This is a genomic window from Geobacillus jurassicus NBRC 107829, from assembly GCF_001544315.1.
In the GTDB taxonomy this organism is placed as follows: Bacteria; Bacillota; Bacilli; order Bacillales; family Anoxybacillaceae; genus Geobacillus; species Geobacillus jurassicus.
The window spans coordinates 17171-28497 of sequence record NZ_BCQG01000011.1 but is presented as its reverse complement, the minus strand read 5'-3'; the positions used below and the strand labels follow the sequence as shown (position 1 = coordinate 28497).

The following is an 11327-nucleotide window of genomic DNA, read 5'->3' as shown; positions in this document are numbered from 1 at the left end:
AATTATCATATGCGGCGGCGCAAATCAAATCCTAAATCAATTATACCGAATATCGCCACGAGATAAAGTAGAAAAGGCAGGAATAAGCAAACGACCGTCCCTGCCGCCACCACTCCTTTGCCAATCCCTTTTTTGTAAGCGGCGTAGTAAAGAAACGAAAATCCTTGCACGATCATCGCCAACTGCAATACATACGATAAATTCAACACAGCGATATAGGCAAACGATCCTTCTTCGAACGGGAACAAGGAGAGAAGGAGCACGAAGACATACACCCACAATACGGTTTTCGGCCACGTCAACTCGCGAAACGGCGGCCATGAACCGACCGGCAGCTTCAGCCTCTTCATCACCGGCAGCGAGACGATGATCGTCGCGTACGCCAGCGCAAACGAGGCAACGACAAACAACGTCGGAACCATATAGCCGATCAGCTTCAGCCCTTGCTCGAACTGCCTTTGCATCTCCACAGGCGGCGCTTGCCCCATTCCTTCCATTAGGCGCATCGCTGTGTCAAACGATTCGCGTACGAGCGCGAGCGTATCTTTGATCATATCAACGTGCAAAAACTGAATCGAGATGATGTAATCGAGCACGATATTCGCCAAAAATACAAGCGCGCCGACAAGAAGAACGACGTAACGGTTTTTCTGTTTCGCCAACATCGCGCCGACGGCCATGCCGAAAGTACCAAACATAAGCGCCATCGGCAGCGACAAAAGCGAGCCGATCAAGCCGGAGATGACAAGAGCCGCAGCCAGCAACAAAACAGCTGGAATCCATCCATGGCGCATCGTAAATACCATAAACGGGAGCGCTAAAAACAAAGCGGCGACAACCCCGATGACCGGCGCATATAAGGCAAGCAAAAACAAAACGGCAAACAGCGCAAGCTCAATCGCCGCTTCGGCGAGGGCGTGCGTTTTTCGCAATGGACGTTCCCCTTTCTTTGTTTTTTGGTGATTTGACCTCCTTCCCCACCTTCGCTCTGCTTGGGAGTAGGAGTCCTCTCGGTCAAAGGAGATAAAAAAAGCAGTAAGGATCCCCCTTACTGCTTGCTTTCGGCTCACTCGTCCGCAACGTACGGCAGAAGCGCCATTTGGCGCGCGCGTTTGATCGCGACCGTCAATTTGCGCTGATATTTCGCGCTCGTTCCTGTGACACGGCGCGGCAAAATTTTGCCGCGTTCGGAAATGAACTTCTTCAGCAAATCGACGTCTTTGTAGTCGATATGCGTAATGTTGTTCGCTGTGAAGTAACATACTTTGCGGCGTTTGCCACGTCCGCCTTTCCGTCCTGCCATGCTTGTTTCCTCCTTTCCGCTGCCGTCGTTTCCTCATTGCTGGAATGGCCCGCTGCCTGCGCGTTGTTTAGAGGCATGGGCTTGAAGCCACTTGTTTATTAAAACGGCAAATCATCATCAGAAATATCGATCGGCTGGCCGTCATTGGCGAACGGATCGTCATCGATGCGGCCAACCCCTTTTTCGTTCGGGTATCGGTGGTTCTGATCTTGTCCGAACGGGAATGGATCCCCATAGTAGCCGCCCGCTGTTGCCCCTCGCTGCTCGCTCGTTCCTTTCGGCTCAAGAAATTGGACGTTATCAGCCACCACTTCCGTCACATACACGCGCCGACCTTCTTGATTTTCATAGCTGCGGGTTTGCAGCCGGCCATCGACGCCAGCCAAGCTTCCCTTTTTCAAAAAGTTGGCGACGTTTTCCGCCTGGCGGCGCCAAACGACACACTGGATAAAATCCGTTTCTCGCTCGCCCTGCTGATTTGTAAACGGACGGTTGACCGCGAGCGTAAACGTGGCAACAGCCACTCCGCTTGGAGTGTAGCGCAACTCCGGATCTCTCGTTAACCTGCCGACTAAAATGACGCGGTTAATCATCAGAACCACCTCTTCATCCTAATCGAAAAGATTATTCTTCCTCTTTGACAACGATGTGACGGATGATGTCTTCGCTGATGCGCGCCAAGCGGTCGAATTCTTGCACCGCACGCGGCTCCGATACGACGTTGACAATCATGTAATAGCCGTCGCGGTATTTTTGAATTTCATAGGCTAAGCGGCGCTTGCCCCAATCCGTCACGTTCGTAATCTCCGCGCCGTTTTCTTTCAACACGTTGTTGAACCGTTCGACGAGAGCTTGTCTCGCTTCATCGTCCATGTTCGGGCGGATGATGTACATGATTTCGTACTTTCTCACGCTCGTCACCTCCTTTTGGTCTAAGCGGCCCTTCCGTTCGGAAGGGCAAGGAGCAATCACCATTACTCACATTTGCTTATTATACCATGATCGACAACGATAAGCAAGGCAGTTTGCCGCATTCCGTCAGCGCAAACGGCCAGCTTTTTGCCTCCACACCTGCTGTATAACCCCCGAACTTGCCTAGATGTTATACGTTGAACCGGAAGTGCATAATATCGCCGTCTTGTACTTCGTAGTCTTTCCCTTCAAGGCGCACTTTGCCGGCTTCACGCGCCGCCGCCATCGATCCAGCCGCGACGAGGTCATCGTACGACACCGTTTCTGCGCGAATAAATCCGCGCTCAAAGTCGGAATGGATGATGCCGGCGCATTGCGGCGCTTTCATCCCTTTGCGGAACGTCCACGCCCGCACTTCCTGCTCGCCGGCGGTGAAAAACGTCGCCAGCCCGAGCAGGCTGTAAGCGGCGCGGATCAGCTGATCAAGGCCGGACTGCTCGATGCCGAGTTCCTGCAAAAACTGCCGTTTTTCCTCATCGCTGAACTCAGCGATTTCCTCTTCGATTTTGGCGCAGACCACAATGACTTCCGCGTTGTCGCGCTTCGCAAACTCGCGCACGTCATTGACGAACGGATTGCTGCTTGGGTCAGCGACGTCTTCCTCGCCGACATTGGCGACGTAAAGCATTGGCTTTGTCGTCAACAAATGCAGCTGCTTGACGACTTTCATCTCTTCATCAGTGAACTTGAGCGTGCGCGCCGGCTTGCCGGCCTCGAGCGTCTCCTTCAACCGCCGCAAAATGTCGTATTCAAACGCCGCCTCTTTATCTTTTTGCTTGGCGATTTTGCCGACCCGCTCGATTCGTTTGTCAACCGTCTCTAAATCGGCCAATACGAGCTCCAAATTGATCGTTTCGATATCGGCAAGCGGGTCGACTTTGCCGGCGACGTGGGTGATGTTTTCATCGCTGAAGCAGCGGACGACTTGGCAAATCGCATCGACTTGGCGGATATGCGACAAAAACTTGTTGCCAAGCCCCTCTCCTTTGCTTGCTCCTTTGACAATGCCGGCGATATCGGTAAATTCAAAAACAGTCGGCACTGTCCGCTTCGGGCGAAACATTTCCGTCAATACATCGAGCCGCTCGTCAGGCACTTCGACGACACCGACGTTCGGCTCAATCGTGCAAAACGGATAGTTGGCTGACTCAGCACCTGCTTTCGTAATGGCGTTAAACAACGTCGATTTGCCGACGTTCGGCAATCCGACGATTCCTGCTGTCAATCCCATTCGTTCCACTCCTCTTTCCCGTTCACATCTTCCCTCATTATATGGGCTGGCGCAGAAAATGACAAGCGCTCCGCGGGCGGGGAATGTTTCCTCTCCCGCCCGCTTCGAAAAAGGCAAGAGTTGGCGCCCTTTTTCCAACACTCGGCCGCCCAAAGCCGACTCTGTATTTTCATTTTCGAATCAGCCGCCTTAAACCGCTTGTTGCCGTCAACAACGTCATTTTTCTACTGCCAAAACACTTTTGACTGTTTACTTCGCTTCCGGCGCGACTTTTTCGATATCAACCAAACAGTCATAAAGCGTGCTGCCGCAGCCGTTATCCGACTCCAAATCGGACGTGAGGACGTTGACCGGCCCGCCGAACACTCCCCATTGTCCTTCGTCAATGTTGATCGTGCCTGGGTAGGCGCCATCAAGCACCTTGACCGTTCCCACGAGCGATCCGCGGTCGTTGTAAACACGCGCCCGGTCGCCATCGGCGAGCCCTTTTTTCACGGCGACGTCGGCCGCCACCTCAATGCGCACCACCTGCAGCGCCGGGATGAGCGGGTAATGCTGCGAATGGTTCGAGCGGAGCGGATGGATCGTCAACAGCCGATACGGATATTTGGCGGCTAATGCCGGATTGGCTTCCTCCGATTCGGCTGGATACATGATTTGCAGCCGGCCGTCCATCCCTTTTTGTTTGGCGATGGTCGATGTAAATTCATATTTGCCGCTTGGCGTTTGAAATCGGCGGCCACGCCACGGCACAGGTTCGACAGGCAAAAGGACGCGGTGCTCCGTTTTCAGCCGCGCAAGCGTAATGCCGTGCTGTTCCAACGGCCGAAGCGCCATCGCAAGGAATTGCTCGCGCGTATAGGCAAAATCGTCCCCAAACCCGAGCCGTTTCGCCAGCTCCGTCCAAATCCACAAATCCGGTTTCGCCTCGCCCGGCGGATCAACAAGCTTTGGCCCGTAGTTTACATATGCATGGTACATGGAGGAACAATACACATCCTCTTCTTCAAACGATGCGGCCACTGGAAGAACGTAATCGGCGGCGGCGGCCGTGTCGGTCATAAACTGCTCGAATACAACGACCGTCTCAACGGAAGCGAACGCTTTTTTCATTAAGTTCGTGTTCGGCACTTGAACGAGCGGGTTGCCGCACGTGACGATCACCATGCCGATCGGTGGATCATTCGCCCGCAATATTTCTTCCGCCTGCTTCATCATCGTCCATGTGCGCGAGGCCGTTTTCCGCTCCGGAAGCGTCAACGCCGCTTTATCGAAGCATTCGCTCACTTGCAAGTTGCCGAAGTTCGCCCCTCCGCCGGGAATGCCGACGTTTCCGCTTGCGGCGACAAGGGCGTCGATCCATCGGATTGTATTGCCGCCGTTCGCATAACGCTGCATGCCAAGGCCGAGATACGTCGCCGTTGGCCGGTCCCCGTAAAGCCGGGCCAGCTCCGTCATTTGATCCCGACTGACGCCGGTATGCCGCTCGATCTCAGAAAGCGAAATCATATCTAATACTTGTTTGACGTCATCAAACCCAAGCGTATGCTGCTCGATAAAGGCACGGTCCTCAAGTCCGAGGCGAAGCAATTCTTTCATGACGCCCATCGCCAAAAACGCATCCATTCCCGGCTTAATGCATACGTACCGATCAGCGATGCGCGCCGTCGGGCCAAACAGCGGATCGATGACCACAATTGTCGCCCCGCGTTTTTTCGCGGCAAGCAACCGCTCGAATAAATGCATGTTCGTGCGGGCAACGTTTCGCCCCCAAATGACGATATGGCGGCTGTTGTCGATATCTTCTGGCGCATGGCTATAGGCGTTGCCAAAATCCCATGTCTGCGCCTCAATGCCCGCGCCCCAGCAAAGGCTGCCGATAAGCTCTGTTGCCCCACCATAGCAATTAAAAAAACGGCGGTCCAGGTTTTTCAGCAACCCGTTGTTGGCGTAATCATGACTGTGGAGTACAGCAGTCGGCCCAAACCGTTCTTTCAATTCTCGCATCTTTCTGGCGATGTCATCAAGCGCCTCTTCCCAAGAAATGCGAACGAACTGCCCGTTTACTTTTTTCAACGGATAGAGAAGGCGTTCTTTGGCGTTTACCCGCTCTTTCAACATCCGCCCGCGCCCGCAAATGTTCCCTTTCGTGATGGGATGGTGTTCGTCGCCATCGATGCGCACGACTTTTCCTTCGCTCACCGTCACCTTCAGCCCGCACACATCCCAACAGTTGAGCGGACATGATGTCACATGCGTCGCTTTCACCATCTTCCCCCCTCTCTTTGCAACAAAAGAGCATGGGTCCGCCCCCATGCTTCGTTTGCCTATTCCTCATGCTTCACGAGCACTTTTTTCATTTTGCGGATAAATTCTTTGCGCGGCAATAACACGCTATGGGCGCACCCTTCACATTTAATGCGGATGTCGGCGCCTAAGCGGATCACTTTCCAGCGGTTCGTTCCGCACGGGTGCGGCTTCTTCATTTCAACGATATCGTATAGTCCAAACTGTTTCTCTTCCATCCGTCCACCTCCTCATGACAGCGATTGCTCCCGTTGCGGCTTTGCCCCCGGCTGCTCTTGTCCGTCGCGGCGATGCAGCACAAGCCGCGGGTACGGGATTTCGATTCCCCGTTCGTCCAACAGCATCTTCACTTCCTTGCGGATCGCCCGAGCGACCGCTAAATGACGCATCGGTTTCGTTTCGCACGTGATGCGCAATATGACTTCCGAGCTTGATAAATTTTGCACACCAAGCAATTCCGGCGGGGCAACCATGTCTTCATACTTCGCCGGCAGCTGCGGCAGAAGCTCGCGGATGGCTTCCTCCGCCTCTTCAATGTCTTCTTCATAGGCGATGCTGACGTCAACGACAGCGAGGCTGTTGTGCAGTGAATAGTTCGTCACTTGAGTGATGCTGCCGTTTGGCAAAATGTGCACTTCTCCCGTCCAGCTTTTAATTTTCGTCACCCGAAGCCCAATCGTTTCGACATATCCTTCAAAATTGCCGATGCGCACATAATCGCCGACCGCAAACTGGTCTTCAAAAATGATGAAAAACCCGGTGATGATGTCTTTCACTAAACTTTGCGCGCCAAAACCGACAGCCAGTCCGACGACCCCGGCTCCAGCGAGCAGCGCTTTGACCGGAACGCCAAACGCATCTAAAATCATCAACAGTGCAATAAAATATAATACATACGTAATAACGTTGTCGAGCAGCCGTACGAGCGTCGCCTCCCGACGTTCAGAAATGCGGATCGGCGCCTTCTGCCGCACTTTGAACATGTTATGGACAGCGATTTTCAACACTTTCACCGCTACGGCGCATATGAGTAGAATAAGGACGATTTTCAGCGTTCCTTTTCCGATCTGAAGCCACAATTGTTCATCCATCAAAAATGCGAACAATCGGCTAACCGTTTTTTCCATCGTGTTCAACGTTAGAGACACCTCAACCTTTTTCTTTTTCTGCGCTTTTATTTTAACAAGACCGCTCGCCGATTTGTAGCCCGATCTCTCAATAGAGAGCTGCTAAAGCGGAGAAAAAGCAAGAAAACAAACGGAGAAATGTATATCATTCTTTTATTTTCCGTATACTGTTAATACTTTTGAAACGAAAGTAGGAGTGAAGCGAATGAGCATCCCATCGATATTTTTCTCGTCCAAGGAGGAAAGAGACCGCGTCTTTTATGACGAGCAAGGGGCGGTGTCGTCGATCGCCTGGCGGATCGCTTCGCTGCTTCCCGACCCGCTCGTTCAGCCAGTCGCCATCGTTTGCATCGGCACGGACCGCTCGACCGGCGATTCACTCGGGCCGCTCGTCGGCACGATGCTCAAGGAAAAGCCGCTGGCTCGCTTCCACGTGTACGGAACGCTCGAAGAACCGATTCATGCCGTCAATTTGGAAGAAAAAGTAGAATCCATTCGGCTCATTCATGACGATCCGTTCATGATCGCGGTCGATGCCTGCCTTGGGCGGTTGAAAAGCGTCGGCGCCATTACGATCGCCAAAGGGCCTGTCCGTCCTGGCGCCGGGGTCAATAAACAGCTTCTTCCCGTCGGCGACGCCCATATTACAGGAGTTGTCAATGTCAGCGGGTTTATGGAGTTTTTCGTCCTGCAAAATACGCGCCTTCATCTTGTCATGAATATGGCGAAAACGATCGCCAACGGCATTTATGAAGCGGAGCGGTTCATCCTCCGAAAAGAGCGGCTCGGTGCCCCTTTGCTCTCAACAGAACGGCATTCATTATGGTAGGCGGCAAATCCCCCTCTTGTTCAGCTGTCCAAGGAGGGGATTTCTTTTGCGCGCCTTGAATCGCCATTTTCATACCGGGGGTGGAAAGCGAAACACACTCATGAATGTGTTTTGTTTGCTTTCGAGGGGCACGAGGCCGGCTATCAGACGAAGGAAAAAACGAAAACGGCCGCTGCTGTAACGAAAATGCTCGGCAGCAAGTTCGCTACGCGAATGTTCGTCAAACCGAGCATGTTGAGTCCAATGGCCATAATTAAAATGCCGCCAGTCGCTGTTGATTCAGCAATGAACGAATCAAGCACTTCCTTCGGCACAAACCGTTCGATTTGCGTCGCCAACAGCGCGATGCCCCCCTCATAAACAACGACCGGCAAGGCGGAGAAGATGACGCCGATGCCGAGCGTCGTCGTCAAAATGACACTGGCAAAGCCGTCTAAAATCGATTTCGTATACAAGACGCTATGGTCGCCGCGCAGCCCGCTGTCAAGCGCTCCGACGATGGCCATCGCCCCGATGACAAACAACAACGTCGCGCTGACAAACCCTTTAGCGATGCTTCCTTGCCCGTTTCCGCCCACTTTCGCCTCGAGCCATTGACCGAGCCGGTTCAGCTTTTCCTCCCAGTTCCACCACTCCCCGAGAATGCCGCCGAAAACAAGGCTGAAAATAACAACGAGAAACTGTTCGCTTTTCATTCCCATTTGTATGCCAAGCAGCGCCACCGCAAGCCCAATCCCCCCCATCACCGTTTCCTTTACCCGCTCGGGGATGCGATGAAGCCATTTTCCAATCAACGCCCCGGCGATAATGCTCACTCCGTTGACAATCGTTCCTAACAACACCATGATGTCCAACCCTCTCTTGCAAAAAAAATAAACCGGCCTTGATCAAAGGGCCGACCTACTCGTCGAACCGCACATCGAGCAGTTCTAATATTCTCTCTAAATCTTCCGGAGAAAAAAACTCAATTTCAATTTTTCCTCTTTTCCTCATTTGTTTAATCGTGACATTCGTCCCGAATTTTTCGCGCAGCAGCGATTCGCTTTCCCGAATAAACACGCTTTTTTCCGGCGGTTTCCGCTTCGATGTTTCACGTGAAACATTTTCGTTCGCCTGTTGGATCAGCTTTTCAAGCTGGCGGACGTTCAATCCTTCGCGAATCGTCCGTTCCACGATCGGTTTCATTTTGCTTTTTTGCTTCAGCCCCAACAACGCGCGGCCATGTCCCATCGAAAGTGTGCCGTCCATAAGCAGCTTTTGCACATCTGAAGGGAGGGACAACAAACGCAAATGATTGGCGATGTGCGGACGGCTCTTCCCGACCCGGCTCGCGACTTCCTCCTGAGTCAAGTGCAGCTTGTCCATCAACATTTTGTACGCCATCGCTTCCTCGATCGGGTTCAAATCCTCGCGCTGCAAGTTTTCAAGAAGGGCGAATTCCATCATTTGCTCATCAGTCAACTCGCGCACGACGACCGGCACCGACGGCAAATTCGCCTCTTTCGCCGCCCGATAGCGCCGCTCTCCGACGACGATTTCAAATCCGCCCGGCACACGGCGGACGATGAGCGGTTGCAAAATGCCGTGCTGCAAAATCGATTGTTTCAGCTCCTCAATGGCCTCAGGCTGAAACGTTTTTCGCGGTTGATACGGATTCGGATGAAGGTCGTGAATGCTGACTTCCCGCACTGTTTCCTCTCTCCCAGTAAGTTCATTAAGCGAGAGATTGTCAAACAGCGCACTGATGCCTTTGCCGAGACCTTTAGCCACGTTCAAGCACCTCCTTCGCCAGTTCCAAATACACTTCCGCCCCCCGCGATTTCACATCGTACAAAATGATCGGTTTGCCATGGCTTGGCGCCTCGCTCAGCCGCACGTTTCGCGGGATGATCGTCTGATACACCTTTTCGCGAAAATACTTTTTGACTTCTTGAATGACCTGCAGGCCTAGATTCGTCCTTGCATCAAGCATCGTCAATAGAACTCCTTCAAGACGCAAATCATAGTTTAAGTGCCGTTGCACAAGCCGGATCGTGTTCAGCAGCTGGCTCAATCCCTCTAACGCATAATATTCGCATTGAACAGGGATGAGCACGGAATTGGCCGCTGTCAATGCGTTGAGCGTCAACAAGCCGAGCGAAGGAGGGCAGTCGATAATAATAAAGTCGTATTTGTCTTTTAGCGGCTCGAGCGCGTTTCTCAACCGAATTTCACGGGAGATGACTGAGACGAGCTCAATTTCCGCGCCGGCAAGCTGGATCGTCGCCGGAATGACGTATAAGTTTTCGACGTCCGTCGGCCGAATGACATCTTTCGCCTTCATATCCCCGATGATGACGTTGTAAATGCATTCATCGACATCACCGCGTTCAATGCCGATGCCGCTCGTCGCATTTCCTTGCGGGTCGGCGTCAACAAGCAGCACTTTTTTCCCAAGATGCGCCAAACAGGCCGATAAATTGACGGCTGTCGTCGTTTTTCCAACTCCGCCCTTTTGGTTTGCAATAGCAATGACTTTTCCCACGATGCCACCTACCTCGTATCTCTTCCTCAATCCATTTTATTTTAGCACGAAAACCGGAAAATGACTTTGTTTTCTGAAAGAAAAAACCCCATCAGCTGCGCTTGATGAGGCCAAAGATGACGTTCGTTATTTTTTTGCGATTCGAATCGTAATTTGGTAGTAGTCATCAAATTCTTCTTCTTCCGATTGGACGGACACCCCGCTGTTTTCCACCATAGAAAGCGACTGGCGGATCGTATTGACGGCGATGCGCATATCGCGGCTGAACGCCTTCCGCTTCGGCTTTGGCTTCCGTTCCTTCGCCTCGAGCAGCTTTAACACCCGGTCTTCGGTCTGTTTGACGTTCAACTGTTTGTCGATGATCTCTTGCAGCAGCTTCAGCTGTTTCTCTTTATCTTTCAACGCAATCAACGCGCGCGCATGGCGCTCGGTAATCGCCCGCTGCAGGAGCGCCTCTTGCACCTCTTGCGGAAGCTTCAGCAGGCGCAGTTTGTTGGCGATCGTCGATTGCCCTTTGCCGAGCCGCTGGGCGAGCGCCTCTTGCGTCAAATCGTGAAGCTCGATCAATTTGGCGTACGCCATCGCCTCTTCGATCGGCGTCAGCTCCTCGCGCTGCAAGTTTTCAATGAGGGCGACGGAGGCGGTTTCTTTGTCATTTAAGTTTTTGATAATCGCGGGGATTTCCGTCCAGCCAAGCTTTTGCACCGCTCTCCATCTCCGCTCGCCGGCGATGATTTCAAACCGCCCGTTTCCGCATTCGCGGACGACGATCGGCTGGATGATGCCGTGCGTGCGGATCGTCAGCGCCAGCTCGTCGATCTTCTCTTCATCAAACATCGTGCGCGGCTGGAAGCGGTTCGGAATGATGCTGGCAACCGGAATGTGGCGAACTTCCTCCCGCTCTTGTTTTTCCCCTGTTTCTTCTTGCTCTTTTTCTCCAAAGCTGAACAAGCGCGAAAATGGATGCTTCATCCCCCTACACCACCTTTGGACATACTTGGCCAAAATATCTCTGTCTCGCCCGGCAGGCGCCT

General features: G+C 52.8%; 13 protein-coding genes. 1 reads left to right on the top strand and 12 read right to left on the bottom strand.

Going from position 1 to position 11327, the window contains the following annotated elements; genetic code table 11:
- Positions 1 to 5 precede the first annotated feature (5 nt).
- From GJ1_RS04355 to GJ1_RS04315, 8 genes are all read right to left on the bottom strand, one after another.
- Positions 6 to 932 carry a YybS family protein gene (locus GJ1_RS04355; RefSeq protein ID WP_066228976.1) on the bottom strand — a complete coding sequence of 309 codons (927 nt, stop codon included), beginning with the start codon at positions 930 to 932 and terminating at the stop codon, positions 6 to 8.
- 134 nt (positions 933 to 1066) lie between these two features.
- Positions 1067 to 1303 (bottom strand): 30S ribosomal protein S18, encoded by a 237-nt coding sequence (rpsR, locus tag GJ1_RS04350; RefSeq protein ID WP_008880812.1) that lies wholly within the window; start codon positions 1301 to 1303, stop codon positions 1067 to 1069.
- 98 nt (positions 1304 to 1401) lie between these two features.
- Positions 1402 to 1896: a single-stranded DNA-binding protein gene (gene ssb / locus GJ1_RS04345; RefSeq protein ID WP_066228973.1), complete on the bottom strand. Its 495-nt coding sequence runs from the start codon at positions 1894 to 1896 to the stop codon at positions 1402 to 1404.
- Between the two features lie 31 nt (positions 1897 to 1927).
- Positions 1928 to 2215 carry a 30S ribosomal protein S6 gene (gene rpsF / locus GJ1_RS04340; RefSeq protein ID WP_066228970.1) on the bottom strand — a complete coding sequence of 96 codons (288 nt, stop codon included), beginning with the start codon at positions 2213 to 2215 and terminating at the stop codon, positions 1928 to 1930.
- 190 nt (positions 2216 to 2405) lie between these two features.
- Positions 2406 to 3506 (bottom strand): redox-regulated ATPase YchF, encoded by a 1101-nt coding sequence (ychF, locus tag GJ1_RS04335; RefSeq protein ID WP_066228967.1) that lies wholly within the window; start codon positions 3504 to 3506, stop codon positions 2406 to 2408.
- A gap of 249 nt (positions 3507 to 3755) precedes the next feature.
- Positions 3756 to 5777: a molybdopterin-dependent oxidoreductase gene (locus GJ1_RS04325; RefSeq protein ID WP_066228961.1), complete on the bottom strand. Its 2022-nt coding sequence runs from the start codon at positions 5775 to 5777 to the stop codon at positions 3756 to 3758.
- A gap of 56 nt (positions 5778 to 5833) precedes the next feature.
- Positions 5834 to 6031: a DUF951 domain-containing protein gene (locus tag GJ1_RS04320; RefSeq protein WP_011232948.1), complete on the bottom strand. Its 198-nt coding sequence runs from the start codon at positions 6029 to 6031 to the stop codon at positions 5834 to 5836.
- Positions 6032 to 6043: 12 nt separating this feature from the next.
- Positions 6044 to 6949 (bottom strand): mechanosensitive ion channel family protein, encoded by a 906-nt coding sequence (locus GJ1_RS04315; RefSeq protein WP_066228958.1) that lies wholly within the window; start codon positions 6947 to 6949, stop codon positions 6044 to 6046.
- A gap of 196 nt (positions 6950 to 7145) precedes the next feature.
- Between GJ1_RS04315 and yyaC the strand changes: the two genes are divergently transcribed.
- Positions 7146 to 7769, top strand: coding sequence for a spore protease YyaC (yyaC, locus tag GJ1_RS04310; protein WP_066228954.1), 624 nt, complete (start codon positions 7146 to 7148; stop codon positions 7767 to 7769).
- A 143-nt stretch (positions 7770 to 7912) separates the two neighbouring features.
- On the opposite strand, the gene GJ1_RS04305 is transcribed toward yyaC, so the two are convergent.
- The 4 genes from GJ1_RS04305 to noc all read right to left on the bottom strand — a co-directional run bounded on the left by GJ1_RS04305 (position 7913) and on the right by noc (position 11265).
- A complete protein-coding gene (locus GJ1_RS04305) occupies positions 7913 to 8614 on the bottom strand; it encodes a DUF554 domain-containing protein (RefSeq protein ID WP_066228951.1) in 702 nt (233 codons plus the stop codon).
- A gap of 55 nt (positions 8615 to 8669) precedes the next feature.
- Positions 8670 to 9539, bottom strand: coding sequence for a ParB/RepB/Spo0J family partition protein (locus GJ1_RS04300; RefSeq protein WP_066228948.1), 870 nt, complete (start codon positions 9537 to 9539; stop codon positions 8670 to 8672).
- A complete protein-coding gene (locus GJ1_RS04295) occupies positions 9532 to 10293 on the bottom strand; it encodes a ParA family protein (RefSeq protein WP_066228945.1) in 762 nt (253 codons plus the stop codon). Before GJ1_RS04295 ends, GJ1_RS04300 begins: the two co-directional genes overlap by 8 nt.
- Before the next feature lie 126 nt (positions 10294 to 10419).
- A complete protein-coding gene (gene noc / locus GJ1_RS04290) occupies positions 10420 to 11265 on the bottom strand; it encodes a nucleoid occlusion protein (RefSeq protein ID WP_066228943.1) in 846 nt (281 codons plus the stop codon).
- Positions 11266 to 11327: the final 62 nt, after the last annotated feature.

Coding starts and splice junctions, on each gene's coding strand:
- GJ1_RS04325 (WP_066228961.1), bottom strand. CDS start 5,777: ATGGTGAAAGCGACGCATGTGACATCATGTCCGCTCAACTGTTGGGAT.
- yyaC (WP_066228954.1), top strand. CDS start 7,146: ATGAGCATCCCATCGATATTTTTCTCGTCCAAGGAGGAAAGAGACCGC.
- rpsR (WP_008880812.1), bottom strand. CDS start 1,303: ATGGCAGGACGGAAAGGCGGACGTGGCAAACGCCGCAAAGTATGTTAC.
- GJ1_RS04320 (WP_011232948.1), bottom strand. CDS start 6,031: ATGGAAGAGAAACAGTTTGGACTATACGATATCGTTGAAATGAAGAAG.
- noc (WP_066228943.1), bottom strand. CDS start 11,265: ATGAAGCATCCATTTTCGCGCTTGTTCAGCTTTGGAGAAAAAGAGCAA.
- GJ1_RS04305 (WP_066228951.1), bottom strand. CDS start 8,614: ATGGTGTTGTTAGGAACGATTGTCAACGGAGTGAGCATTATCGCCGGG.
- ychF (WP_066228967.1), bottom strand. CDS start 3,506: ATGGGATTGACAGCAGGAATCGTCGGATTGCCGAACGTCGGCAAATCG.
- ssb (WP_066228973.1), bottom strand. CDS start 1,896: ATGATTAACCGCGTCATTTTAGTCGGCAGGTTAACGAGAGATCCGGAG.